Below are 23,961 nucleotides of genomic sequence, written 5' to 3' on the forward strand. Positions count from 1 at the left end.
TCACCACCGCACACGTATCCCTCTTCGAGCAGCGCGGGAAGAATCGTGCTCGCGCCGCACGGGCGCTTCGGAGAGGCGGGACCAGACCATGACCCACGGGTATCGGACCGACGGCGGCGCGACCGGCACGGGGCGGGGCGACGGGCCGCGCGGGCGCGGCGGCCTGCGGGCGACGGCGAGCCGCTACGCGCTGCTGCCCCTGCGGATCTTCCTCGGCGTCACCTTCGTCTACGCCGGGCTCGACAAGCTGACGGACAGCCGGTTCATGTCGGCGGCCGGCACCGGTTCGATCGGCGACATGATGCGCGCCGTACGCGACAGCTCGGCCGTACCCGCCCTCGTCGACCTCGCCCTCAAGAACCCCGAGGGCTTCGGCTGCACCATCGCCGCCGGTGAACTCGCCGTCGGCGTCGCCACCTTGATCGGGCTGCTCGCACGGCCGGCCGCGCTGGGCGGGGCGCTGATCTCGCTGAGCCTGTGGCTGACCGTGAGCTGGCGGACCGATCCGTACTACTACGGGAACGACCTGGTCTACCTCGTGGCCTGGCTGCCGCTGGTGCTCGGGGGCGCCGCGTTCTTCTCCGTCGACGCGGCCCTGGCGGCGCGCCGGCGCACGCCGTAGGCCACCCAGCCGGCCGTGCCCGCGACCAGCAGTCCGAGGCACAGTGCGGGGAGCGCCACGTAGGAGGGGACGTGCCAGAGGCCGCCGGCGTCACCCGCGTACGCGACGGCCGTGCCCAGCAGGACGAGACCGGTGACCAGCTTGCCGGGCTCGAACTCGTGCCGGGAACGGGACGGGCGACGACGCCGGGGGCCGGTCCCGGTCCGCGTCCCGGGGTGTGTCTGCGGGTGCGCCTCACTTCGCCGCACGGGTCACCTCCACCTGTCCGACGCCGACTTCCAGACGCAGATCGAGCGTCCCGGCGGGCTCGCTGTCCTGCGGCGGCTCCAGCGTCTGCTGCCGGTCGTGGTCGGTCCGGACGTGGGGCCCCTGCCGCGTCTGCCCCGGCAGCCGGAGGTCGCCGACGCCCAGCTCCGTGCGGAGTTCCACCGTCGCGTCCTTCGGCACGACGACCTTGAGCAGCCCGGCGCCGACCTCCACCCGGGTGGCCACCGACGAGCCCGCGGGGACGCGCACACCGCTGAGGTCCAGCGTGCCCACGCCCGACCCGAGCTCGTACCCCGGCCGCACGGCCGAGACCGACGCGGGGGTCCAGCCCGTACGCATCCAGTCCGTGGAGATCTGCTTCGGCAGCGCGGCGGACCCGGCCAGCAGCAGCGCCGTGATCACGGCGAGGAAGACCGAGCCGACGCTCGTACGCCCGCGGAAGGCGCTGACCGCGATGCCGAGCCCGAAGACACCGATCGCACAGGACAGGCCGGTCTGGAGGCTCGTGCCGAGCGGCCGCGTGTCCCATGTCAGGCCGGTGCCGAGCCCGGCCGCCACCACGGCCAGCAGGAACACCCGGCCGCCGATGCCGCGCGGACCGCCCGTCGCCCGGTCGCGCCGCCGCGGGGGGCCGCCGGGGGCGTCGGCCCGGTCCCGGTCCCGGCCCCGGTCCGGCGCCGCGTCCTCGGCCGCTTCCTCGGGCCCCCACAGGTAGCCGGCGGCGACCGGGCCCGTGGTGCCGTCCTTGACGATGGGGTCCCGCCACCAGGAGGGCGCGCCGGGCACGGGCGGCGCCTGCGTCTCGGGCGGCGCGACCGCCGCCACCTGCGCGGCCACCGGGTCGAGCGGGCCGGTCGCGGGATCGGCGAGACGGCGGCGCCGGGACCAGTAACCGGTGCCGGCGAGGGCGATCGAGAGCATGACGGCGAAGCCGAGGACGGAGCCGTTGTTCAGCATCGAGAGGAAGAGGCCGCAGCCGGCGAGGGCGAGGAGCACGGCGATGAGGGTGGCGCCGTCGACCCGGCCCGTGAGCAGCCGGCGGGCCTCGTTCTCGTCCTCGCCGTCGAGGGGGACGACGAGCCATGCGAAGCCGTAGAAGATCAGGCCGATGCCGCCGGTGACGGTCAGGACGCCGAGGCCGATCCGGAAGATCACCGGGTCGACGTCGAAGTGCCGGCCGAGCCCGCCGCACACGCCGCCCACCAGCTTGTGCCGCCTGCTGCGGCGCAGCGGGGGCTGCGGCGCCCGCGGCGACGGCTCCTCGGTGGCTCCCCGGGGAGCGGCGGTGTCGTACGGCTGTGTCATACGTCCATGGTGCGGGGCGCTCCGGCGCCGCGGCACCCGCGCCGACCCTGGACGATCCCTGATTTCCGCCCCTGACGCCCCGGAGGTCAGGGGTAGGTAGGGGACCGACCCTGATGTCCGCCCCCGCCCGCACGTGTGACCATCGGGGCATGCCAGTCGCCACGCCCCGCCGAGCCGCGGGCTCCCACGCCCCCGAACCGGAGGAGCCGCAGCCGCGCAAGCTCTACCGCAGCGCCGAGGGGCGGATGCTCGGAGGCGTCGCGCGCGGGCTCGCCGGGCATCTCGGGGTGCCGGTCGTATGGGTACGGATCGTCTTCCTCGTCCTCTTCCTGGCGGACGGCATGGGCGCGCTGCTGTACGCCGTCTTCTGGTTCGTGGTGCCGCTCGGCGTGGGCGGCGTGGGCGGCACGGCCGCGCCGCGCTCGGCCTTCGAGACCGCGCCCGACGGGCGCCGCAGGCTCCGCAAGCCCGACAAGGGACAGGTCTTCGCGCTCTGCGCGCTGCTCGTCAGCGCCGGCACCTTCGTCAGCAGCGTCGAAGTCGGCGGCCGGGCCGGGCGGTACGTCTGGCCGGCGCTGCTGATCAGCCTGGGCGTCGTCCTCGTGTGGCGCCAGGCCGACAACGCGCGCCGCGCCCACTGGACGGGGACCGGCCGCCGCCGCCGGATGCTGCAACTGGCGCGCGGCATGGCGGGGGTCGCGCTGGTCGGCGTGGGCCTGACCGCGTTCCTGGTGGTACGGGGCTCCGCCGCGCAGCTCGGCAGCGTACTGACGGCGGCGCTCGCGGTCGTCGCCGGCATCGCGCTCCTCGTGGGCCCCTGGCTGGTACGGATGACCCAGGACCTGTCCGAGGAGCGCCTGATGCGCATCCGCGCCCAGGAACGCGCCGAAGTCGCGGCCCACGTCCACGACTCGGTCCTCCACACCCTGACCCTGATCCAGCGCAACGCGGAGGACGCGGGGGAGGTGCGCCGCCTCGCCCGCGCCCAGGAGCGGGAGCTGCGCAACTGGCTCTACAAGCCGGAGGGCAACGGCAAGGACGAGTCGCAGGAGCCCGACACCCTCGCGGAGGCGGTCGAGCGCACGGCGGCCGAGGTCGAGGACAAGCACGGCGTGCCGCTGGAGGTCGTGGTCGTCGGCGACTGCCCGCTCGACGACGGACTGACCGCGCAGATGCAGGCCGCGCGCGAGGCGATGGTGAACGCCGCCAAGTACGGTGGCGAGGGCGGGGCGGTGCAGGTCTACGCCGAGGTCGAGGGCCGGACGGTCTTCGTGTCCGTACGGGACCGGGGACCCGGGTTCGACCTGGACGCGGTGCCGGACGACCGGATGGGCGTCCGGGAATCGATCATCGGACGGATGCAGCGCAACGGCGGCACGGCGAGGCTGCGTTCCGCGCCCGACGGGGGCACGGAGGTCGAGCTTGAGATGGAGAGGGCGGCGGACGCATGACGGAGGACAGGCGCGTACGGGTGGTGCTGGTGGACGACCACCGGATGTTCCGTACGGGAGTGCAGGCGGAGATCGGGCAGACCGAGGCGACCGGCGTCGAGGTGGTCGGCGAGGCCGCCGACGTCGACCAGGCGGTCACGGTCATCACGGCGACCCGCCCCGAGGTGGTCCTGCTCGACGTCCACCTGCCGGGCGGCGGCGGCGTCGAGGTCCTGCGCCGCTGCGCGCCGCTGATGCAGGCCGCGGAGAACCCGGTGCGGTTCCTGGCCCTGTCGGTGTCGGACGCGGCGGAGGACGTGATCGGCGTGATCCGGGGCGGCGCGCGCGGGTACGTGACGAAGACGATCACCGGCACCGACCTCGTCGACTCGGTCTTCCGCGTGCAGGACGGCGACGCGGTGTTCTCGCCCCGGCTGGCGGGCTTCGTGCTCGACGCGTTCGCGTCGACGGACGCGCCGCCGGTCGACGAGGACCTGGACCGCCTCACGCAGCGCGAACGCGAGGTGCTGCGGCTGATCGCGCGGGGTTACGCGTACAAGGAGATCGCGAAGCAGCTCTTCATCTCGGTCAAGACGGTCGAGAGCCACGTGTCCGCGGTCCTGCGCAAGCTCCAGCTCTCCAACCGGCACGAGCTGACGCGCTGGGCGACGGCACGCCGGCTGGTGTGAGACCGGTGACCGGTGACCGGCCACCGGTGTGAGACGCGTTCTTCGTCCATCCCTTGTCAATCCCCTTGCGCCACAGGGATATTGATCCTCCTCTGATGACGCCGCACCGATGCGGCGCCGACGCGGGAGGAAGCAGACTGATGCCGCGGGACTGGGCGGGGGAGTCGGAGCGCGACCGGTCGGTGCAGACGTACGTCGAGTCGCTGATCCTCCCCGGGGACGGCGGCCGGAGCCGTACGGCGGCCGGGAACCAGCCCGTCACCCTGACGCTGGGCCCCCGGGGCAGCGGCAAGACCACCCTGCTGCGGGCCCTCGCCGCGTGGGCGGAGACGACACCGGTGGTCCTGCTCGACCTCGCCGAACTCTCCCGGCAGGAGAAGCGGCCCGTCGACGTGCTGGGCGCCGTGGCGTTCGGCCTGGAGCCCCGCAAGAAACACGTGCCGCGCATCTCCTTCCGCGCCTTCCGGCCGGTGTGCGCCGCCCTCGCCGTCGAGGTGACCCCCGAGAACCGGGCCGGCGCCCGGCGCCGGATGGCCCAGGCACTGGCGGGCCCCCCGTCCCAGTGGCTGGCGGACGTCAACCAGGTGGCGCAGATCGCCGCCTCGATGGTGGGCCTGCCGTCCGCGGTGACCGCCGCCCTCCAGTTGCTGCCGCTGGGCGAGCGGGGCTGGATGCGCGGCCGCCTCCACCGGCGGCTCTCGGGCATCCGGCGGGCCACCGCCATCACGTCGGCCCTGGACTTCCTGATCGAGCTGAACCTCGCCTACAACGGCGGGGCCGGCGAGGACCGCAGGCGCACGGAACGCGTCGTCTGCGAGGTCTTCCTCCGCGATCTGCGGCAGTCCTACGCCAGGAAGCACTGGGCCGTACGGTGCCTGCTGCTGCTGGACAACGTCGACAACCCGCTCGGCGGCGAGGTGCTGCGGCTGTTCCTGGAGGAGCGGCAGCCGGACGCCCCCGACCCGCTGGTGGTCCTCGCCATGGCCGGCAGCTACCCCGAGCGGCTCCAGGACGTCGCGTTCGGCTGGCAGCACGCGGGCGGCGGCAGCCCCGGCGAGTGGGCCGCCGGCACGGCCTTCGACCCGCGGTGCGTCACCGACGGGCTGCGGGTGGGCCGGCTGCGCGACCTGACCAGGAACGAGGTGGAACGCCAGGCCGAGGAGATACTGCGGACGGCGGCGGCGCCCGCGCCCCGCGGCGACGCGGGACTGCGCTGGCTCGGCTGGGCGGTGTACGAACTCACCCGGGGCCAGCCCGAGGGCACCGCCCGCGTCCTCGCCGCGCTCCTCGACTTCGACCGCACGGTGGCGTGGGAGGAGCGGCTGCGGCGGACCCTCGAACCGTCGGGCGGCGTCGTGCGCGAGCTGCTGGACAGACTCCTGCCGATCGACCCGCCGGAAGGTCTGCGGCGGGCCCTGATCAGAGCGGCCGCGGCCCCCGACCTCGCGCAGGCGCTCGCCACCCGCGCGTTACGGGACGAAGCCGCGGACCACCTGCGCACCGAGTTCCGCTCCTTCTGCCGGGACGGGCTGCGCACCATGCACATCGGCACCGGCGACGAGCTCGCCGACGGCCGCCCCGAGACCCCGCACCCGCTGCTGCGCCGCCTGCTGCTCGGCGCGCTCGACGACCCGGACGCGGTGCACACCGCGCTGCGGGCGGAGGCCCTGAGCCGGAGCGAGCCGCGCCGGGCGGCGTACCACGCGCTGGCCTGCGGCGACCTGCCCGCGGCTGCGGCGTACCTGGACGGGATCTTCGAGCAGGTGCGGCCCGAGGAGTGGTGCGGGGAACTGTGCCGGCTGCGCAGGGCCCCGCTGCCCGCCCACGTCGGCGGCGGCGCCGGCATCACACCGTGGCGCAGGTACGAATCCCTCGTGCACCACCTCGGCGACGCCGCCGTCGGCCCCCGCCTGCGCACCGTCACCCGGCTGCTCGCCGCCAGCTGGCTCGGCCCGGAACCGGTGCCCGACCCCGCCACCGACCGGGTCGGCGACCCGTACCGCGAACCGCTCGGCGACCCGTACGCCTCGCTCTACGCGGAGATCAACGCGCGCTTCCACACCCTGGCCACCGCCCACACGGAACACGTCGCCTGGACGGCCGTGCTGCTGGACAAGGCGGGGCAGTACGACAAGGAGCCCTGGCGATGAACCCGACGCGGCCGACCGTCACACCCCCCAGGCCCCCGCTCAACCGGGTGCTGTGGTCCGTCGTGGCACTGGTCGTGGTGGCGGCGCTGACCTATGCCGGGGTACGGCTCGTCCGGGAGGCCGGGCAGTGCGCCGACGACGTCGACAAGGTCGACGGAGGCGAGTGCGTCGGCGTGACGGGCATGACCGACGACCCGTACGCCTTCCCCGGCCTGCGGGACATCAGTGAGAAGATCCGCGCGGAGAACCGCAGGGTCGAGAAGACCGGCGAGAAGTCGGTGGCGGTCGCCTACCTGGAGCCGATGTCCGGCGGCGCCGACGACCGCGGCCCGGAGGGCACGCGCCAGGCGGTCACGGGCGCGCACATCGCCCAGCTGCGGCTCAACGCCGAACGCGGCACCCTCCCCCGGATCCGCCTGCTGCTGGCCAACACCGGCCGCCACGACGCGCACGCGGACCAGGTGGTCGGCCGGCTCCTCGAACTGAAGGACGAGCAGCGGCTGGTGGCGGTCGCGGGCATCGGCCAGAGCAACGCGCACACGGCCGAGGCGGTGAGGAGGCTGCGGGAGGCGGGGGTGCCGACGGTCGGCGCGACGGTCGCCGCCGACGAGCTGAGCTCCCGCGAGAAGCCGGGGTTCTTCCGGGTGTCCTTCCCCGCCAGGGACCAGGCGTCCGCGGCGGTCCGCTACTTCAAGCGGCAGCAGGACAAACACGCCGGCTCGGACCCGGACTCCGGCTACCGGGTCCAGGTGGTCAGGAACACCACGGAGGGCGACATCTACAACGCCTCCCTCTACCACGGCTTCAAGGCGGCCGCCGACCGCCAGGGCCTGGAGGTGGAGCCGGAAGTCGTCCCGTTCAGCTCCGGCCCGGCGTCGCAGAGCGAGGGCAACGCCCTGCGCGTGGTCGCGGAGAAGATCTGCGGTACGGGCCCGCCGCCGGACGCGGTGTACTTCGCCGGCCGGGGCCGGGAGCTGCGCAGCTTCATCGAGGCCGCCGGGGAGAACCGGCGCAGCTGCCCCGTGACCGTACTCTCCGGCTCCAGCGCGGTGGGCGTGTACTTCGACACCAGCACCCAGGAGCGCGAGGAGGAACTGGCGGAGCTGGGCAGGCGCTGGAAGGCCGGCGGCCTGAAGGTCTACTACACGGCGTACACCCACCCCGAAGCGGCGGCGGACCTCTACGGCGGCCGGGAACGCGGGCCGTACGCCGACTTCGAGCGCCGCTACCTGGAGGTGCGCGGCGGCAGCGTGGACGCGCTGGCCAACGGCCAGGCGATGGTCGGGCACGACGCGGTGTACACGGTGGGCATCGCCGCCCGCCGGGCCGTCGACAGCTACGGCCCGGAACACGTCACCGCCGCGACGGTCCACGAACTGCTGGGCCAGACCAACGGCTCGTTCCGGGTGCGCGGCGCCAGCGGCGAGATCGCGTTCAACCCCGACACCGGCGAGCTGACCGACCGGCCGATGGCCCTGGTGCGGCTGGGCCCGCCGGGGGAGCGGGGCAGCAACGACAGGGGACGCTACCGCTTCGTCGAGCCGCTGAAGCCGTGAGCCGGTCTCAGCTGCCGCTCAGCGCGTCACGGGCGTCCATCAGCGCGAAGCCGAGCAGGTTCAGCCCGCGCCAGGTGGTGGGGGACGCGGTGCGTGCGTCGTCGGCCGCCAGCCCGATGCCCCAGATCCGGTCCACCGGGCTGGCTTCGACCAGGACGCGGTCGCGCGTGCCCAGGAGGTACGCGCGCAGGTCGTCGTGCTGTCCGAACTTGGCGATGTTGCCGCGTACGACGATTCCGTACCGGTGCTCGCGCCAGAGCGCCTCGTCGAAGCCGGCGATCCGACGGCCCAGGGATTTGGCCTCGCCGGGATGCCCGGCGGCGAGGATCTCGGCGGCGGTCCCGGAATCACCGAACAGCCACGCCTTGTGCGCCATCATGTAGTGCTCGGCGGAGCGGTAGGTGTGGCCGTCCTCGGTGAACTCGACGGGCCACCACTGACTGAGGCAGCCGGGCCCGGCGGCGGAACCGGGAGTGGGCCGATGGCCCCAGAAGCAGAGGTGGCGCAGGCGGGTACCGGCGGTCTGTTCTGCGACGACGGCCTCCCCGACGGACTTGGGGAGAAGAGGTGCGCGGGGATCGTTCGGCATGGGCGCACCGTTACACACCGGTGTCGCCCGCCTCAAGGCAATTGACCTCGCACCACACCGTCTTGCCGACCCCGCACTTCCGGGGCGCGGCCCCCCACCGCCCGGCGAGCGCCGCGACCAGCGCGAGCCCGCGCCCCGTCTCGTCGTCCGGCGCCGCGTGGCGCGGATGCGGGAGTACGACGCAGGCGTCCGACACCTCGATACGGAGGACGTCGCCCCGTACCGCGCACCGCACCCGGATCTCACGGCCGGGCGCGCAGCCCGCGTGGCGCAGGGAGTTCGTCACGAGCTCGCTGAGGAGGAGCACGGCGGTTTCGGCGGCGGCATCGGGCACCTTCCACTCCCGCGCCTGCTCGACGAGGAGGGCGCGGGCACGGCGGACGCTGCGGGGGTGGCGGCGGAAATGCCACTCGATGTGGTCGTTCATGGCTCATACGGTGCAGAGGTGGGAATAGCCTGCTGAAGTAACGGCTCGCGTACAGAGGGTGGTTGTACCCATGTCGAACCCCGAACCGCCGATGGCGTGGCGGTACTGCGGCAACCAGATCAAGCGGTGGCGTGAGCGGGCGGGAGTGACGCGGGAGGCACTGGCCGAGGAGGCCAGTTGCAGCTACGAGTACGTGAAGTCCATGGAGGCGGGGCGGCGCAAGCCGACACTGCATCTGTTGCAGGTGGCGGACGGGCTGTGCGGGGCGGGTGGGCTGCTGATCGCGGCGCGGGAGTTTCTGGTGCCGGAGAAGTTCCCCGCGCGGTCGCAGGAGTATTTCCAGTACGAGGACGAGGCGCTCAGCTTGTGGTCGTACGAGCCGCTGCTCATCCCGGGCTTGCTGCAAACCGAGGCCACTGCGCGAGCGCTCCTCATGGCACATCGTCCGCCGCTGGACGATGAAACGATGGAGGCCCGAATCCAGGCCCGGCTGGGCCGACAGGGCTTGTTGACCCGCAAACCGCCGGTCGAGTGCAGTTTTGTTCTGTACGAAGCTGTCTTGCGTTGTCCATTGGGCGGATCAGCCGCATACAAGGAACAACTGTTGCACCTGCTGGAGGTTGGATCGCTCCGTCACGTTTCCGTTCAGGTGCTGCCGTTCAGTGCGGGGGCCAACCCAGGTCTCAATGGGCCGATCGTGCTGCTGGAGACGAAGGAGCATGCGCGCTTGGCGCTCCTCGAAGGGCAGTCGCTCAGCCGCCTCACGGCCGACCTGAATGAGGTGGGTACCGCGATGCAGCGTCATGGCATGATCCGAATGGAGGCCCTCGGAACCGAGGAGTCGGCACGATTCATCCAGCGGATGGCGGACGAGCTATGAGCGACGAGCTGAACTGGTTCAAGTCGAGTTACAGCGACACCGAGGGCAGCAACTGCGTCGAAGTCGCCCTCGCCTGGAGAAAGTCGACGTACAGCGGTACCGAGGGCGGCGACTGCGTAGAGGTCGCCACCTGCCCCGACACCGTCCACGTCCGTGACTCGAAGCTCAAGGACGGCCCCCGGCTCACCCTCCCCGCCCCCTCCTGGGCTCGATTCGTCGCGTACGCAACGCGCGGCTGAGCTTCGAGATCCGAGCGGCGAGACCCGAGCGTCCTTTTCAAGGAATGGGTGGTGGGCTGTGCCCACCCACCCTCCCAACTCCCGCGCGGCACCCGCGAGGTGACTTCCCGTGATCGGCTTGCCACACGGCGTGTTCGCCCTCTAGCGTTCGCAACAACAAACGACCCCGACCGGTGTTAGCAGCACCGAGCCGGGGTCTGACCTCCAAGATCGAAAGCGCGATCTCGTGGCTGACAAAGACTTTAGTCCTGCCCTGCGCCCGTCCGCACACCCCCAGGCCGGCCCGGGGTACGGAAAACGTTGCGCGCCCGGCCAATCCCCGCGCCGCAAGGGCGACTTCACCGGCCTCCCGGCCCGGGAGGCGTATCTCGCGTCGTACATCGACCGGTTGCCGGAAGGCGCCGCGATCGACGTGAAGACCCTCGCCAAGGAGCAGCCCCTCTACGGCCAGCAGGCCGTCCGCTCCGCGCTGCGCGAGCTGTCCCGCGTCGGCCACCTGCGGCGCTTCAAGGAGAACGTGGGCGAGGGCTGCACGCGCTGGGTGTGGCACACGTACTTCTCGCGCACCGCCCGCGACGACGCCTGGTGGGAGCGGTTCGAGGCCGGTGACGTGCCGGACGCAGACGCAGACGCAGACGCAGACGTGGGCCCGGAGCCGGTGCGGGAGAACCGGGCCTCCGGCCGCTCGGCGGCGTACGACGTCCTCGCCTCGCTCGGCCGGACCGACCCCCGCATGGTGCTCTCCGCCGCCGAGTGCGCGGCGCTGGAGGCCGACGCGGCGCAGTGGCTCGCGCGGGGGGTGAGCGCGGACCGCCTCGTGCGCGCGCTCACGGCGGGGCTCCCGGAGGCGGTGCACTCGCCGGGCGGCATCGTCCGCAGCAGGCTGCGCGAGAAGCTGCCGCCCGAGCCCGCCCCCGAGCCCGGGACGAGGGCGGCGCGGCGCCGGGTGATGGCGTGCACGGAGTGCGGGTCGCCCGGCGGGTCCGTGTCGCTGCCGGGCGGGCTCTGCCAGGGCTGCCGGGGGCTCCCGGCGGAGGTGGTCCACCGGCGCGTGGAGGAGCTGCGCGAGATCAACGGTTCCCGGCGCCGGAAAGGTACCGGGACCACTAGCATCCAGGTATGCCCGCTGTGAACATCGAATTCACCGAAGAGGAACTCGCCGGGGTCCGCGAGGCGGCCGCTGCCGAGGGCAAGAGCGTGAAGGCGTACGTGCACGACGTGTCGGTGCTGGAGCAGAAGCGCCGGTTCTTCGTCGAGGGCGTCGCGAAGTTCTTCAACGAGCACAAGGTGGAGTTCGACGCGGCGTTCCCGGACGAGGTCCCGCCGTGGGACCGCGGGCAGGGCGACGAGGCCGCCTGAATGACCCTCTACGTCGACATTCCGTGGCTTCTGGCTGCCCAGGAGCGGGCGATTCCCGAGGACTGCTCGGTCGCCGACTACTCGGTCCTGGTGGCCGCCGTGGCCCGGCACAAGACCCGCATCCCGACGATGGAGACCTGTCCCGACGCCGCGTGGCGGGCCGCGGCCCTGCTGCACACCATCGTGCGCCTGGGCCCGCTGCCCTTCCGCAACTCGCTGTACGGCGTCTCGGTGGCGACGTACTACCTGGCCTCGGCCGGCGAGGGGATCGACCCGCCGTACGGCGCGCTCACCGAGCTGGTCCGCGAGATCCGTACCGAGAACCTCGACGTCTTCGCCGTCGCCGAGCGCCTGCGCGCCTGGCGCATCTGAATGACCGCCGCAGGCAGGGGCGCAGGCGCCGGGTAGCCGGACCCGGCGCCTGCGCCCCTGCTTCACATCCTCAGTACTGCCTGCGACCGCCCCGCAGCCGTCCCAGCAGCTGCTTGGCCTGGGAGCGCTTCCTGGGGTCGGACGCCGCGCGGCGTCCCTGTGCGATCGTCCGGCGCCCCTGCGGGCTGCTTGCGTACTGCTTGATCCGGTTGATGATGCCCGGCATGGTCGGCCCTCCGTTCACGGTGGTGGCATATGGAGTGGCATGCGTTTTGCCCTACGTACGGCACTTACCCCGTGCTGCCGGGCCTACGCGGGCCGTGTCGCCCCCGCGAACGGCATCTGGTCGATCGGGGCCACGCGGACCGGGGTGCCGGGGCGGGGTGCGTGGATCATCTGGCCGTTGCCGATGTAGAGGCCCACGTGGCTGAGGCCGGAGTAGAAGAAGACCAGGTCCCCGGGCGCGAGCTGGGAGCGCGGGACGCGCTGTCCGGCGTTGATCTGCGTGTACGTCGTACGGGGGAGCGAGACGCCCGCCGACCGCCAGGCCGCCTGGGTCAGGCCCGAGCAGTCGAAGGCGGAGGGCCCCGTGGCGCCCCAGACGTACGGCTTGCCGAGCGCCCCGTACGCGAAGGAGACCGCCTGGCCGGCGCGGGAACCGGGCGCCTGGACCGGGCCGCCGCGCGGGGCGTTCCGGCCGGTCCGGCCCGTCCGGCCGGTCTGGTCGGTCTGGTCGTTCTGGTCGTTCCGGTCGGCGCGGGCGGGGGCGGCGGCGGGGGCGCCATGGCCGTCCTGCCGCGCGTACCGGGCCCGCTGCTCCGCCGTGAGCCGGGAGAGCAGCTTCTCGGCCGCACCGATCTTGTTCTGGATCTCCGCCTTGTGGGTGCGCAGGTCCTTCTGCTGCGACGAGAGCTCCTCCAGGCGCTCGTCCGCCTCCGCCCGCAACTGCGCGATCCTGCCGAGCTGTTGCCGCATCCCGGCGACGGCCGCCGCCTGCCGGTCGCCGGCGCGCTCGGCGATCGCGGCGCGCTCCAGGTACCGGTCCGGGTCGGACGTGAGCGCGACCTGCACGGACGGGTCGATCGCACCCGCGCGGTACTGCGCGGTGGCGAGCGAACCCAGTGCGTCGCGCGAGGCGTTGAGGCGTTCGGTCCTGCGGGCCGCCTCGTCGCGCAGCCTGTCCAGCGACCTGCGGCTGCTGTCCGCCTTCTCCCGCACGCCGTTGTACTTCTCGGTGGCGACCTCCGCGTCGTGGTAGAGCCGGTCGACCTTCGCCTTCACCTGAGCGGGGGTGAGGGCGGGTTCCGCGTGCCCGGTGCTGTCGAACGCGGTGGCGCTCGCGGCCGAGGCGAGCGCGAGGGTCGCGGCGGTGCGGGCGGTGCTGCCGGTGAGCGTGCGTTGCTTGGGCTTTCGGTGCCTGGCCACGGGGGCGTACACGTCCTTCCGTCCTGTGCGGCGCTGTACGTCGGCCGCTCGCATCCGGCGGCGGGCCGCACGGGGCGGCGGCGCGCCGCCGGACCTTCGGCGGGGGCGGCCGACTGCCGCTCCGGGCGGGGGCGGCGGTGGGGAATCGGCCACCTGGGGAGGGACGCTAGGCCGGGCGGTCACGGGGGAGAGCCACCATGACCGACAGTGGTCGAAACAGGCATTTCCGTGTACGGGGATGAGAAGAAGGACCGCACCGGAACAGCGCATTCCGCTCTTCCGTGACCGATACGGCGATGGTGGGCACACCTGGCGGCAGGGGCTGCTAAGGCCGGGGCTAGGCTCCGGCTCATGGACGTACTCATCAATGTCTTCGTCGGCCTGCACATCATCGGCATCGCCTCGCTGCTCGGCGGTTTCCTGACCCAGATGAAGGCGATGGGTGCGGGCACGGCCCGCTTCACGCCCGCCATGCTGCACGGCGCGCTGACCATGCTGATCACGGGCGTGGCGCTGGTGGGCCTCAACCAGGCGGACGGCCAGAGCGTGAACAACCTCAAGATCGGCATCAAGCTGGCGGTCCTCGTGGTGATCCTCGGCCTCGTGTACGTCAAGCGGGACGAGGAGAAGGCGGAGAAGGCGCTCTTCGGGGCGGTCGGCGGGCTGACCGTCGCCAACATCTTCATCGCGGTGCTCTGGACCTGAGCCCGGCCGCTCCGGACCACGGCGGCCCGGTCGCCGTGCCGCCGCCGTGGGTGATCACCGGAAGGCCGGGCACACGGCCCCCACGGGCGGCGTGAGGAAGGTCACGGGCGGCGGATCGCGGGTCTCACCGGCCCGGACCGAGTGGAGCGGGGCGAATCCGGGGCGGGCTGTCGGTGGACCCGCCTAAGCTTGGACAACGATGAGCAGCCTCTTTGACGACAGCTTCCTGGCCGGCCTCCAGCACGCGCAGGACGCGGACCCGCCGCCCCCCGAGGACACCGACACCGCCCCGGAGGAGGTCCCGCACGACCTCTTCGCGGGCGCCTTCGACGCACCCCCGGTGACCAGGGACTCGTACTACCGGGACGGCGCGCCGCGCCCCGTCGTGGACGCCGCCGCGCTGCTCGACGGGCTGAACGAAGAGCAGCGCGCCGCCGTCGTGCACGCCGGGTCGCCGCTGCTCATCGTGGCGGGCGCCGGCTCCGGAAAGACCCGCGTGCTCACCCACCGCATCGCGTACCTGCTGGCCAACCGGGGTGTGCACCCCGGCCAGATCCTCGCGATCACCTTCACCAACAAGGCCGCGGGCGAGATGAAGGAGCGCGTCGAGGAGCTCGTCGGCCCGCGCGCGGGCCACATGTGGGTCTCCACCTTCCACAGCGCGTGCGTGCGCATCCTGCGCCGCGAGTCGAAGAAGCTCGGTTTCACGTCCTCGTTCTCCATCTACGACGCCGCCGACTCCAAGCGCCTGATGGCGCTGGTCTGCCGCGACCTCGACCTCGATCCGAAGCGCTTCCCGCCGAAGGCGTTCAGCGCCAAGGTCTCGAACCTGAAGAACGAGCTGATAGACGAGGAGACCTTCGCCGGGCAGGCCGCCGACGGCTTCGAGAAGACCCTGGCGCAGGCGTACGGGATGTACCAGGCGCGGCTGCGCGAGGCCAACGCGCTGGACTTCGACGACATCATCATGACCACGGTGCACCTGCTCCAGGCGTTCCCGGACGTCGCCGAGCACTACCGGCTGCGCTTCCGCCACGTCATGGTCGACGAGTACCAGGACACCAACCACGCCCAGTACACCCTCGTGCGCGAACTGGTGGGCCCGTCCGGCGAGGGGCAGGCCCCGGCCGAGCTGTGCGTCGTGGGCGACGCCGACCAGTCGATCTACGCCTTCCGCGGCGCCACGATCCGCAACATCCTCCAGTTCGAGGAGGACTACCCGGACGCGACCACGATCCTGCTGGAGCAGAACTACCGCTCGACGCAGACCATCCTCACCGCCGCCAACGCCGTCATCGAGCGCAACGAGAACCGGCGGCCGAAGAACCTGTGGACGGACGCCGGGGCGGGCTCGCTGATCACCGGGTACGTCGCGGACACCGAGCACGACGAGGCGCAGTTCGTCGCCGAGGAGATCGACCGGCTGACGGACGCGGGCGACGCGAAGGCCGGCGACGTCGCCGTCTTCTACCGTACGAACGCCCAGTCCCGCGTCTTCGAGGAGATCTTCATCCGCGTCGGACTGCCCTACAAGGTCGTCGGCGGCGTGCGCTTCTACGAGCGCAAGGAGGTCCGGGACGTGCTCGCGTACCTGCGCGTCCTGGCCAACCCCGAGGACACCGTTCCGCTGCGCCGCATCCTGAACGTACCGAAGCGGGGCATCGGCGACCGCGCCGAGGCGATGATCGACGCGCTGTCGCTGCGCGAGCGGATCAGCTTCCCGCAGGCGCTGCGGCGCGTGGACGAGGCGTACGGCATGGCGGCCCGCTCGTCGAACGCCGTGAAGCGCTTCAACACGCTGATGGAGGAGCTCCGCACGATCGTCGAGTCGGGAGCGGGGCCCGGCACGGTGCTGGAGGCCGTCCTCGAACGGACCGGCTACCTCGCGGAGTTGCAGGCGTCGACCGATCCGCAGGACGAGACGCGCGTCGAGAACCTCCAGGAACTCGCGGCGGTGGCCCTGGAGTTCGAGCAGGAGCGGGAGGGGGACGAGTCGGGAACGCTGGCCGAGTTCCTGGAGAAGGTGGCGCTCGTCGCCGACTCCGACCAGATCCCCGACGAGGACGAGGACGGGTCGGGCGTCATCACGCTGATGACCCTGCACACCGCCAAGGGGCTGGAGTTCCCGGTGGTGTTCCTGACGGGCATGGAGGACGGCGTCTTCCCGCACATGCGCGCGCTCGGCCAGACCAAGGAGCTGGAGGAGGAGCGGCGCCTCGCGTACGTCGGCATCACGCGCGCCCGCGAGCGGCTCTACCTGACGCGGGCGTCGATGCGCAGCGCGTGGGGACAGCCGTCGTACAACCCGCCGTCGCGGTTCCTGGAGGAGATCCCGGAGACGTATCTGACGTGGAAGCGCAAGGGGGCGCAGATTCCGGCGGGGCCGGTGTCGGGCGTCGCCTCGTCGCTGTCGTCCTCGCTGTCCTCGTCGCGGTCGCGGTCCGGGGGCGGCGGCGGAGGCGCTTCGGGGTTCGCCACGCGGCGGGGCTCGGACAAGCCGGTGGTCGCGCTGTCGGTCGGTGACCGGGTCACGCACGACCAGTTCGGGCTCGGCACCGTGATGACGGTGACGGGGACGGGGGCGGACGCGCAGGCGACGATCGACTTCGGCGACGAGCGGCCGAAGAAGCTGCTGCTGCGGTACGCGCCGGTCGAGAAGCTGTAGGGACCGCGCGGCCTCGCGTCCTGCGGGGCCGCCGGTTCCGGGGGTTGCGTCCTGCGTCCTACGTCGGGCTGAGGCCGTGGCTGCGGAACCACGGCAGGGGGTCGATCGGTGACCCGCCGCCGGGGCGCACCTCGAAGTGGAGGTGCGGGCCGGTGGAGTTGCCCGAGTTCCCGGCGTACGCGATGACGTCGCCGGCCTGGACCGGGCCGGAGCGGATCTTGGTGCTGCTGAGGTGGCAGTACCAGGTCTCCGTGCCGTCGGTGGCGGTCACTATCGCCATGTTTCCGTAGGCGCTGTTGTACTGCGTACGGACCGTGCCGTCGGTGGCGGCCATCACCGGAGTGCCGTACGAGACGGGGAAGTCGATGCCGGAGTGCACGGACATCCAGTTGATACCGGCCTGGCCGTAGTACGCGCTGAGACCGTGCTGCTGGACCGGTACGGCGAACTTGGGGCGGGCGGCCTCCTTGCGGGCGGCCTCTTCGGCCTTGCGCTTCTTCTCCGCCTCCTGGCGGACCTGGAGGTCGATGCGCTCCTGCGTGCGGCTGGCGCGGTCGGCGAAGTCGTTGGCGTCCGCGTCGAGGGCGGCGAGCTGGGTGTCCAGCTTGTTGTTGACCGTGACGGGCTCGACCGAGCCGAGGTCGGCGGCGGAGACCGTCGTGGTGGTGTCCTTCTTCTCCTCGGCGGGGGCGCCGCCGCCGTTGCCGACCGAGGCGGCGGCGATGCCGGCCACGCCCATCACGCAGGCGGAGGGGACGGCGACGGTGAGGAGGGCCGAGCGCTTGGCGGGGGTGCGGCGGCGGCCGCGGCCGGCGTTGTTGACACCGCGGCGGGCCGAGCGGGGGGCGGGGACGGGGGCCGCGGCCGTCGCAGCTGCGGGAGTGCGCTCGGACTCCGGCGCGGATTCGGGCTCGCGCTCCGGGTCGTGCTCCGGCTCGTCTTCCGGCGTGTACGCGTGCTCCGGTGCGTACGCGTGCTCGGCGTCGGGCGTGTCGTGCCTGCCGGGCGTCTCGTGCGGTTCGTGCGCGGCGGGAGCGTCGGGCAGGGCGACTGCGGGGAACTCGGCCGTCTCGTAGAAGACCTGCTGGGGCCGGACGGTGGCGTGCGCGCCGGTGTGGTCGCCCGAGTGGTCACCCGGATGGCCGCCCGGGTGGCCGCTGTTCCAGGCGGTGGCGTCGTACGCGCCGGTGTCGTAACCCGGCATCATGCTCCACTGCCCGGTGGTGTCGGCGGCGGCCTGGGGGAACTGCGCCGTTTCGTACGTGCCGGTCTGGTACGTGCCGGTCTCGTACGGGTCGCTGCCGATGTGGCTGGTGTCGATGTGACCGGTGTCGATGTGGCCGGTGTCGAACTGCCCCGTCTGGTCCCAGGCGTTGGTGTCCCACTGGCCGGTGGACTGGGCCGGGATGTCGGCCGCCGTCCGGTGGCCGGCGGTGGGCCACGTCCCGGTGGTGTCGTACTGCTGCATGCCGTACGCCGTGTAAGTCACGTTCTCGTGGGTACCTGTGGTGTCCCACGCAGTGGTGTCGTACTGGCCGCTGTGACCTGCTCCGTAGGGGCTTTCCTGGGCGGTCTCGGCGGGAAGGGCTCCGAAGAGCGGGTCTGTCCGGAAACTGCCGGTGGAGTAGCCGTCGTACCCGGCTTGGGCGTGCTGGTCGTCCACCAACTTCTCTCTCGCCTCGGCAATGCGGGACCTGTGGGGGCTGGGGCCCGGGAGGGGCCCCAGAGGCAAAGCAGTGGCGCGACTGTACCCGGCGGTATGCGACGGCGACAATCTTCGCCGGATTTCGCGCGTTCCGGAAACGGGCATTCGGCCGTCTTTTGGCGGACGGCGGGCACAGCCTTGGTCTTGTGTTCGACGACTGTTCGAGCAGGGGGGCGGAGGTCAGGCGACGGAGGCCGTGCCGGATGCGCCCGCGCCCGTGTCCTGCTCCTCGAGCGCCTGCCGGATCCCGGCGGCGACCGCCGGATGGACGGGCAGGGCGAGATGGCCGATTCCTGTCACCCGTACGTTCCGGGCGATGAGGTCCGGGTGGCTGACGCACGCCGCATCGACCGGGACCATCACCTGGTCGAGATCGCTCCAGAAGCTCACGAACCGTGTCCGGCAGGCGGGCGCGGGCTCGCGCAGCTCCTCGATCACGTCGGAGCCGGGGCGCATCTGCCGCACGAGGGGGTGGGCGCTCATCGGCGGAGCGACGCCGGTGCCGGCGTGCGGAGTGCCGAGGGTGACGAGGGTGCGCACGCGCGCGTCTCCGCCCAGTCGCTGTACGTAATAACGGGCGATCAGGCCGCCGAGGCTGTGACCGACGATGTCGACCCGGGGGTGGCCCGTACGGTCGCAGATCTCCTCGACATGGCGGCCGAGCAACTCGGCCGCGGTGCGGATGTCGCAGGTCAGCAGCGAGTAGTTGAGGGGCTCCAGATGGTGCCAGCCGTGCCGGGTCAGGGACCGGCGCAGCAGGACGAAGACGGAGCGGTTGTCGGCGAAGCCGTGGAGCAGTACCACGGGAGGGTGGTCGGGGCCGGTGGCGGGAAGACGCGTGGCCCCGGGCTCCACGGGGGCCGGAGAGGGGAGTGCGCCGACGTCGTGCCGGCGCTCCTGGGCGATGCCGGACGGGTAGAGGACCAGGTGCCCGGCGAGGATGGCGAACTCCAGGGCGGTGGCTCGCAGGAGCGCGGCCGACAGGCGCGGTGGGAACGGACAAGGCGGAAAGAAGAAGGGCAGGACCCTCATGGCCGACCTCCGAACGGCACGCGGGGAGACGGCTCCGGCCCCCCGTGTGCCCTCGTCGGGGCGCCGTGCTGAGGAAATCGGTGGGCCGTGCCACCGGGCCGTGCGGCTGACGGTGCGGTGGCACGGCGACCTCGTCGCGGCTCCCCTTGCGAGCGTCCCGACTGCCTCGGCTGATGCCGCTGCGGCGCCTGATGAGGCAGGAACGACGCATAGCGAACATGTCCCATGTGTGATTTCCCCCTCCCTGCCCACCGTGAAACGGGCGGGTGCGGGATGCTGTCGATAACGTTCGTTCACTTCCCCGTCCTCATCGGTGCGGGGCGCGTGCCAATGACGGCGCAGTCGGTACATGGAGGCAGTGATGGGTGTGACCGGGCCGATCCGTGTGGTGGTCGCCAAGCCGGGACTCGACGGACACGATCGTGGGGCGAAGGTCATCGCGCGGGCTCTGCGCGACGCCGGTATGGAGGTCATCTACACCGGGCTCCACCAGACGCCCGAACAGATCGTGGACACCGCCATTCAGGAGGACGCCGACGCGATCGGCCTGTCGATCCTCTCGGGTGCGCACAACACGCTCTTCGTGAAGGTCATCGAGCTGCTCGAGCAGCGCGACGCGGAGGACATCAAGGTCTTCGGCGGCGGCATCATCCCGGAGGCGGACATCGCGCCGCTGAAGGAGAAGGGTGTCGCGGCGATCTTCACGCCGGGTGCGACCACGCAGTCGATCGTGGACTGGGTCAACACCCACGTCCGTCAGGCGGCCCAGGCGTAGGCGTAGGCGTAGGCACGGTCTCAGCCGTCGGAGGGGCCGGAGGGTGCGGCCCCTCCGGCGGCGGGGGCGGGGGAGTCCGGGCCGGCGGCCCGGCCCTCCGACAGCTCCGAGAGCATCGCGGCTCTGAGGCGCAGGGTGCCGACGAGACGCTGGAACGCTTCCGACCAGTAGCCGCCCGCCCCGGGTGACGCGTCCTCCTGCTCGTCCGGTGTCGCCGTGAGGATCTCCAGGCGGCCGGCCTCGCCGGGGTCGAGGCAACGCTCGGCCAGGCCCATGACCCCGCTGAAGCTCCAGGGGTAGCTCCCCGCGTCCCGCGCGATGTCGAGTGCGTCGACCACCGCGCGGCCGAGCGGCTCCGCCCAGGGCACGGTGCACACCCCGAGCAGTTGGAACGCCTCGGAGAGGCCGTGCGCCGCGATGAACGCGGCCACCCACTCGGCCCGCTCACCGTCCTCCAGGGTGGCCAGCAGCTTCGCGCGTTCGGCGAGGGACGACGTGCCGGGGCCGGTGGCCGGCGGCGTGGACGGCGCGCCGAGCAGGGCGCGGGACCAGGCGGCGTCCCGCTGGCGCACCGCGGCGCGGCACCAGGCGGCGTGCAGCTCCTCCTTCCAGCCGTCGCCCACGGGCAGGGCGACGATCTCCTGTGGCGTACGGCCACCGAACCGGTGCTGCCAGGCGTGCAACGGCGCGGACTCGACCAGCTGGCCCAGCCACCAGGACCGCTCGCCCCGGCCCGCCGGCGGTCTGGGCGACACGCCGTCGCGCTGCATGTCCGCGTCGCATTCGTGCGGGGCCTCCACGGCGATGCGCTCGCCGCCGGCCGCGCGGCCGGAGCGGTCCGGGCTGACGCAGGTGGTGGCACGGGCGGCCATCCGGGCGGCCAGCGCGGAACCGGGCAGTGCGGAGAGCAGTTCGGCGGCGGTGGCCCGCACATTGCGGCTGCGGTCGGACAGGGCCTGCTCCAGGAAGGGCTCGTCCGTGCTCGAGAGGCCGGTGCGCAGGGAGTCGAGGAACATCAGACGGTCCTCGGCGCGCTCGGTGGGCCAGGTGCCGGCGAGCAGCGCGAGCGCGGTGCCCGGGTCGTGGGCGCGGACGGCGGCGAGAAGGCCGACGCGCTCCGCGAACAGGCCCTCCTCCCACAGCTGCCGCACGGCTGCCGTGTCCCGGGGGTCGGGCAGCGCGCAGCCGCCCGACGCGCCGCGCAGCGCGAACCGCCAGTCCGCGTTGAACCCGGCCAGCCACAGCCCGCGCGGCCCGGCGAAGGCGAGGGCCTGCGGTCGCAGGTCGGTACGGGCCCGGGCGGCGTCCAGCAGCGCGGGGAGCAGGGCGGGCGGTGCCTGGAAACGGTGCCGGTTCGCGGCGCCGAGCCACTGGGGGAGCAGCTCGGTGAGGTCGGGGGCGGTGCCGCGCCGCCCGCCGGTAGCGGCGGGGGACGAGGACCGGCCGGCCAGCAGCTGGGTGAGCCGGCGACGGGCGGCCTCGGGCAGCGGGGGGCGCGGATCGTGCGGCGCGGGCTCGGGGCGTGACGCGGCGCGCGCCGGGAGGAGGCCCGCCCTGCGGCGTACGGTCTGCCGCGCGGCGGCGTCGAGCAGCGCGGCCGGGGCGTCCTTGCCGGGCACCGCGGCACCGGGCGGCGGCGTACGGCGGTCGGTGCCGAGCAGCGCGGTGGTGACGAGCTCTTCCCAGGCGTCCGTCGTCGTGGCGTCCACGGCCGTGGCGTCCGCGGTCTTGGCGTCCGCCGCCGTGGTGCCTGCCGCCGTGCTGGTGGTGTGGATGGTCATCGGTCCCTCCGTACGGTCAGGTTTCGATGAGCGGGACGGTCTCCGCCGAGCCGTCGGCCCAGGCCGTCAGCGGAGTGAAGCCGCGGTGGCCGCACTCGCCGAAGACCGTGACGGGGCCGCCGCCCGACAGGGCGACGAGCTTCCACAGCCCGGGGCGGGACAGCGCCGCGGGGTCGACGGGCAGGGCCGAATCCGTTTCCGCGTCGGCCAGTTGCCAGGTGTCGCCGGAGGGGACCGGTATGACGCGGCCCAGTGTCACCGGCCAGGAGTCGAGCCACGGGTCGTCACGCAGGGCCCTTCCGTAGGCACCGACCGCCTCGGCGCTGCCGATGCCGGGCGGCGGGGCGTCGATCGGGACCGGGAGGGCGAACCGGTCGCCCACGTCCGCCCTGAGCCGCCCCCCGCCGGGGTAGTACGTGAGCTCGGCGTCGAGCATCAGGCCGGCGGGCAGGGCGACTTCGGGCGCGCGGCCCCCGGCGCCGAAGGACAGCACCAGCGCCGTACGCCCGGACTCCCTGCCGTGCAGCCAGATGCGGCGCGTGACCAGCTTGCCGTCGGCGGTGTCGTACTGGGCGAGCACCAGCCACTGGTCCCGGACCGGCGGACCCCCGGCGGGCGCGGTGAGGCCGACGCGTGTCCGCACGGTGGCGGCCAGCGGCTCCGGCAGCCGGTCGCGGCCCATCCAGGCGGCGTCCAGCAGATGCAGCAGCGCGCACTCCTCCAGCAGCCGCGCGGGCCAGCCGGGCCCCGACGCCGGTACGGCGCCCAACTCCCTGACCCGCGCCGCCAGTCCCGGCGCCTGGGCGTCGACCATGCGGCGGGCCGTCTCCTCCCACAGCCCGTAACCCGTCTGCTCGGCGGTGGCGAGACCGCCGCGCAGTAGATCGGTCAGGCGCTGCTCCAACTCCACGGCCCCCAGGGTGATCCGCTCGGCGCGCTGCTCGGCCCTGCGTCCCGCCGCCCCGGTCCCGGCCGCCCCGGCGGACGGTCCCGGCCCGCCGTCCGGCCTGCCCCGGTCCCGTTTCTGCCCGGCCTGTTTCCTGCGGGCCTCCACCCACTCCCCGGCCCAGTCCGGCAGCGCCTCCGTGTCCCGCACGGCCGCCTCGTCCCCGGCCCAGAGCAGCAGCAGGCCCAGCGCGTGCTTGCACGGAAACTTCCGGCTCGGGCAGCTGCACATGAAGGCGGGGCCGGCGCCCGCCGTGTCGACCACCGTCCGGTGGGGCATGCTGCCGCTGCCCTTGCACAGCCCCCACACGGCCCCCGAACCGCTGCTTCCGGCCTCCGACCACGGCCCGGCCGTACCGAGCCTGCTTCCCGCTCTGCGTGACGCGTCGTCAGGAGCCAAGGCCAGCACCTGTTCCGCAGTCCAGCGCACCCCCTGCTGATTCATGGGAAAGACGCTACGGGCCACCACTGACAATCGGTGCTGACCTGCGGGTTCGCGCAACCGGCCGCAACTTGACTCTACTTCGCCTTTGCGATTGGGTGCGATCTCCTCATCTACAGATCCGGGGGGATCACGCATGAACCGCATCGTTCGTACCGCTGTCTGCGCCGCAGCCGTCACCGGCCTCACGTTCGGCCTGGGCGCCTGCTCCGAAGTGACCGAAGCCGCCAAGAACGAGGGCGTCGAGCAGGTCGACAAGGCCGTCGACGAGAAGTACGAAGTCACGTACGAGGTCACCGGCAAGGACGTCGAGTCCATCGAGTACGCGGGCGGTGGAGGCACGGCCATGGACCCGAAGATGGTGTCGGTCAAGAAGCCCGCGCTGCCGTGGAAGAAGACGGTCACGCTGCGCGGCATCATGCCGCCCGCCGTGTCCCCGATCAGCATCACGGACACCGCCGACCTGACCTGCAAGGTCGTCTACAAGGGCAAGACGATCAAGGAGGCGGCCGGCGAGAAGGCCCTGCTCGGCTGCATCGCGGTCTCCCCGGTCGCGCAGTAACTTCCGCGGGCTCGGCGGGTGGGCCCTGACCTGCGGCTG

At 72.8% G+C, this 23,961-nt stretch carries 23 protein-coding genes; 14 read left to right on the forward strand and 9 right to left on the reverse strand.

Features of this window, described 5'->3' with window-relative positions:
* Positions 1-88: 88 nt before the first annotated feature.
* Positions 89-622: a DoxX family protein gene (locus ABD374_RS13635; protein WP_344494857.1), complete on the forward strand. Its 534-nt coding sequence runs from the start codon at positions 89-91 to the stop codon at positions 620-622.
* A gap of 234 nt (positions 623-856) precedes the next feature.
* Here the strand turns inward: ABD374_RS13635 and ABD374_RS13640 are convergent, their stop codons facing one another.
* A complete protein-coding gene (locus tag ABD374_RS13640) occupies positions 857-2,194 on the reverse strand; it encodes a PspC domain-containing protein (protein WP_344494859.1) in 1,338 nt (445 codons plus the stop codon).
* Positions 2,195-2,343: 149 nt separating this feature from the next.
* On the opposite strand from ABD374_RS13640, the gene ABD374_RS13645 reads away from it, so the two are divergent.
* From ABD374_RS13645 to ABD374_RS13660, 4 genes are all read left to right on the forward strand, one after another.
* Entirely contained in the window at positions 2,344-3,645 is a 1,302-nt protein-coding gene (locus tag ABD374_RS13645) for a PspC domain-containing protein (RefSeq protein ID WP_344494861.1), read from the forward strand.
* Entirely contained in the window at positions 3,642-4,313 is a 672-nt protein-coding gene (locus ABD374_RS13650; protein ID WP_344494863.1) for a LuxR C-terminal-related transcriptional regulator, read from the forward strand. The genes ABD374_RS13645 and ABD374_RS13650 overlap by 4 nt, the downstream gene beginning before the upstream one ends.
* 95 nt (positions 4,314-4,408) lie before the next feature.
* Positions 4,409-6,463 carry an ATP-binding protein gene (locus ABD374_RS13655; RefSeq protein WP_344494865.1) on the forward strand — a complete coding sequence of 685 codons (2,055 nt, stop codon included), beginning with the start codon at positions 4,409-4,411 and terminating at the stop codon, positions 6,461-6,463.
* Complete coding sequence (locus tag ABD374_RS13660; RefSeq protein WP_344494867.1) at positions 6,460-8,019, forward strand: ABC transporter substrate-binding protein; 1,560 nt, start codon at positions 6,460-6,462, stop codon at positions 8,017-8,019. Before ABD374_RS13655 ends, ABD374_RS13660 begins: the two co-directional genes overlap by 4 nt.
* Before the next feature lie 7 nt (positions 8,020-8,026).
* On the opposite strand, the gene ybiA is transcribed toward ABD374_RS13660, so the two are convergent.
* Complete coding sequence (gene ybiA, locus ABD374_RS13665) at positions 8,027-8,608, reverse strand: riboflavin biosynthesis intermediates N-glycosidase (protein ID WP_344494869.1); 582 nt, start codon at positions 8,606-8,608, stop codon at positions 8,027-8,029.
* A gap of 10 nt (positions 8,609-8,618) precedes the next feature.
* Positions 8,619-9,035 carry an ATP-binding protein gene (locus tag ABD374_RS13670; protein WP_344494871.1) on the reverse strand — a complete coding sequence of 139 codons (417 nt, stop codon included), beginning with the start codon at positions 9,033-9,035 and terminating at the stop codon, positions 8,619-8,621.
* Between the two features lie 70 nt (positions 9,036-9,105).
* On the opposite strand from ABD374_RS13670, the gene ABD374_RS13675 reads away from it, so the two are divergent.
* The 5 genes from ABD374_RS13675 (at position 9,106) to ABD374_RS13695 (ending at position 11,885) form a co-directional block, all read left to right on the forward strand.
* Positions 9,106-9,915 (forward strand): helix-turn-helix domain-containing protein, encoded by an 810-nt coding sequence (locus ABD374_RS13675; protein WP_344494873.1) that lies wholly within the window; start codon positions 9,106-9,108, stop codon positions 9,913-9,915.
* On the forward strand, positions 9,912-10,154 hold the full coding sequence (locus ABD374_RS13680; protein WP_344494875.1) for a DUF397 domain-containing protein: 243 nt from the start codon (positions 9,912-9,914) through the stop codon (positions 10,152-10,154). Before ABD374_RS13675 ends, ABD374_RS13680 begins: the two co-directional genes overlap by 4 nt.
* A 226-nt stretch (positions 10,155-10,380) precedes the next feature.
* Positions 10,381-11,286, forward strand: coding sequence for a hypothetical protein (locus ABD374_RS13685; protein WP_344494877.1), 906 nt, complete (start codon positions 10,381-10,383; stop codon positions 11,284-11,286).
* Positions 11,274-11,513 (forward strand): hypothetical protein, encoded by a 240-nt coding sequence (locus ABD374_RS13690; RefSeq protein ID WP_344494879.1) that lies wholly within the window; start codon positions 11,274-11,276, stop codon positions 11,511-11,513. Before ABD374_RS13685 ends, ABD374_RS13690 begins: the two co-directional genes overlap by 13 nt.
* The gene (locus tag ABD374_RS13695) at positions 11,514-11,885 is read left to right on the forward strand and encodes a toxin Doc (protein ID WP_344494881.1); all 372 of its coding nucleotides are present in this window, start codon (positions 11,514-11,516) and stop codon (positions 11,883-11,885) included.
* 70 nt (positions 11,886-11,955) lie between these two features.
* Here ABD374_RS13695 and ABD374_RS13700 read toward each other — a convergent pair whose 3' ends face one another.
* Entirely contained in the window at positions 11,956-12,129 is a 174-nt protein-coding gene (locus tag ABD374_RS13700) for a hypothetical protein (RefSeq protein ID WP_344494920.1), read from the reverse strand.
* Positions 12,130-12,194: 65 nt separating this feature from the next.
* On the reverse strand, positions 12,195-13,310 hold the full coding sequence (locus ABD374_RS13705) for a C40 family peptidase (protein WP_344494883.1): 1,116 nt from the start codon (positions 13,308-13,310) through the stop codon (positions 12,195-12,197).
* Positions 13,311-13,661: 351 nt separating this feature from the next.
* On the opposite strand from ABD374_RS13705, the gene ABD374_RS13710 reads away from it, so the two are divergent.
* Both ABD374_RS13710 and pcrA read left to right on the forward strand, forming a co-directional pair.
* Positions 13,662-14,015 carry a hypothetical protein gene (locus ABD374_RS13710; protein WP_344494885.1) on the forward strand — a complete coding sequence of 118 codons (354 nt, stop codon included), beginning with the start codon at positions 13,662-13,664 and terminating at the stop codon, positions 14,013-14,015.
* 199 nt (positions 14,016-14,214) lie between these two features.
* Positions 14,215-16,680 carry a DNA helicase PcrA gene (pcrA, locus tag ABD374_RS13715; protein ID WP_344494887.1) on the forward strand — a complete coding sequence of 822 codons (2,466 nt, stop codon included), beginning with the start codon at positions 14,215-14,217 and terminating at the stop codon, positions 16,678-16,680.
* A 58-nt stretch (positions 16,681-16,738) separates the two neighbouring features.
* Here pcrA and ABD374_RS13720 read toward each other — a convergent pair whose 3' ends face one another.
* Both ABD374_RS13720 and ABD374_RS13725 read right to left on the reverse strand, forming a co-directional pair.
* Positions 16,739-18,343 (reverse strand): peptidoglycan DD-metalloendopeptidase family protein, encoded by a 1,605-nt coding sequence (locus tag ABD374_RS13720; protein ID WP_344494889.1) that lies wholly within the window; start codon positions 18,341-18,343, stop codon positions 16,739-16,741.
* Between the two features lie 222 nt (positions 18,344-18,565).
* Positions 18,566-19,417, reverse strand: coding sequence for an esterase/lipase family protein (locus ABD374_RS13725; protein ID WP_344494891.1), 852 nt, complete (start codon positions 19,415-19,417; stop codon positions 18,566-18,568).
* 361 nt (positions 19,418-19,778) lie between these two features.
* Between ABD374_RS13725 and icmB the strand changes: the two genes are divergently transcribed.
* Complete coding sequence (gene icmB / locus ABD374_RS13730) at positions 19,779-20,192, forward strand: coenzyme B12-dependent isobutyryl CoA mutase small subunit (RefSeq protein ID WP_344494893.1); 414 nt, start codon at positions 19,779-19,781, stop codon at positions 20,190-20,192.
* Between the two features lie 20 nt (positions 20,193-20,212).
* On the opposite strand, the gene ABD374_RS13735 is transcribed toward icmB, so the two are convergent.
* Together ABD374_RS13735 and ABD374_RS13740 are read right to left on the reverse strand one after the other, a co-directional pair.
* Positions 20,213-21,973, reverse strand: a complete 1,761-nt coding sequence (locus tag ABD374_RS13735; RefSeq protein ID WP_344494895.1) for a DUF5691 domain-containing protein — start codon at positions 21,971-21,973, stop codon at positions 20,213-20,215.
* Between the two features lie 16 nt (positions 21,974-21,989).
* Complete coding sequence (locus ABD374_RS13740) at positions 21,990-23,363, reverse strand: SWIM zinc finger family protein (RefSeq protein ID WP_344494897.1); 1,374 nt, start codon at positions 23,361-23,363, stop codon at positions 21,990-21,992.
* 133 nt (positions 23,364-23,496) lie between these two features.
* On the opposite strand from ABD374_RS13740, the gene ABD374_RS13745 reads away from it, so the two are divergent.
* Positions 23,497-23,922 (forward strand): hypothetical protein, encoded by a 426-nt coding sequence (locus ABD374_RS13745; RefSeq protein ID WP_344494899.1) that lies wholly within the window; start codon positions 23,497-23,499, stop codon positions 23,920-23,922.
* The last annotated feature ends 39 nt before the right edge of the window (positions 23,923-23,961 follow it).

It is taken from the genome of Streptomyces enissocaesilis (assembly GCF_039533765.1).
Lineage (GTDB): Bacteria > Actinomycetota > Actinomycetes > Streptomycetales > Streptomycetaceae > Streptomyces > Streptomyces enissocaesilis.

What these genes read in the sequence shown, in the direction of transcription:
- ABD374_RS13635 (WP_344494857.1), top strand. Translation starts at nt 89, where the DNA reads ATGACCCACGGGTATCGGACCGACGGCGGCGCGACCGGCACGGGGCGG.
- ABD374_RS13640 (WP_344494859.1), bottom strand. Translation starts at nt 2,194, where the DNA reads ATGACACAGCCGTACGACACCGCCGCTCCCCGGGGAGCCACCGAGGAG.
- ABD374_RS13645 (WP_344494861.1), top strand. Translation starts at nt 2,344, where the DNA reads ATGCCAGTCGCCACGCCCCGCCGAGCCGCGGGCTCCCACGCCCCCGAA.
- ABD374_RS13650 (WP_344494863.1), top strand. Translation starts at nt 3,642, where the DNA reads ATGACGGAGGACAGGCGCGTACGGGTGGTGCTGGTGGACGACCACCGG.
- ABD374_RS13655 (WP_344494865.1), top strand. Translation starts at nt 4,409, where the DNA reads ATGACGCCGCACCGATGCGGCGCCGACGCGGGAGGAAGCAGACTGATG.
- ABD374_RS13660 (WP_344494867.1), top strand. Translation starts at nt 6,460, where the DNA reads ATGAACCCGACGCGGCCGACCGTCACACCCCCCAGGCCCCCGCTCAAC.
- ybiA (WP_344494869.1), bottom strand. Translation starts at nt 8,608, where the DNA reads ATGCCGAACGATCCCCGCGCACCTCTTCTCCCCAAGTCCGTCGGGGAG.
- ABD374_RS13670 (WP_344494871.1), bottom strand. Translation starts at nt 9,035, where the DNA reads ATGAACGACCACATCGAGTGGCATTTCCGCCGCCACCCCCGCAGCGTC.
- ABD374_RS13675 (WP_344494873.1), top strand. Translation starts at nt 9,106, where the DNA reads ATGTCGAACCCCGAACCGCCGATGGCGTGGCGGTACTGCGGCAACCAG.
- ABD374_RS13680 (WP_344494875.1), top strand. Translation starts at nt 9,912, where the DNA reads ATGAGCGACGAGCTGAACTGGTTCAAGTCGAGTTACAGCGACACCGAG.
- ABD374_RS13690 (WP_344494879.1), top strand. Translation starts at nt 11,274, where the DNA reads ATGCCCGCTGTGAACATCGAATTCACCGAAGAGGAACTCGCCGGGGTC.
- ABD374_RS13695 (WP_344494881.1), top strand. Translation starts at nt 11,514, where the DNA reads ATGACCCTCTACGTCGACATTCCGTGGCTTCTGGCTGCCCAGGAGCGG.
- ABD374_RS13710 (WP_344494885.1), top strand. Translation starts at nt 13,662, where the DNA reads ATGGACGTACTCATCAATGTCTTCGTCGGCCTGCACATCATCGGCATC.
- pcrA (WP_344494887.1), top strand. Translation starts at nt 14,215, where the DNA reads ATGAGCAGCCTCTTTGACGACAGCTTCCTGGCCGGCCTCCAGCACGCG.
- ABD374_RS13725 (WP_344494891.1), bottom strand. Translation starts at nt 19,417, where the DNA reads ATGAGGGTCCTGCCCTTCTTCTTTCCGCCTTGTCCGTTCCCACCGCGC.
- icmB (WP_344494893.1), top strand. Translation starts at nt 19,779, where the DNA reads ATGGGTGTGACCGGGCCGATCCGTGTGGTGGTCGCCAAGCCGGGACTC.
- ABD374_RS13735 (WP_344494895.1), bottom strand. Translation starts at nt 21,973, where the DNA reads ATGACCATCCACACCACCAGCACGGCGGCAGGCACCACGGCGGCGGAC.
- ABD374_RS13740 (WP_344494897.1), bottom strand. Translation starts at nt 23,363, where the DNA reads ATGAATCAGCAGGGGGTGCGCTGGACTGCGGAACAGGTGCTGGCCTTG.
- ABD374_RS13745 (WP_344494899.1), top strand. Translation starts at nt 23,497, where the DNA reads ATGAACCGCATCGTTCGTACCGCTGTCTGCGCCGCAGCCGTCACCGGC.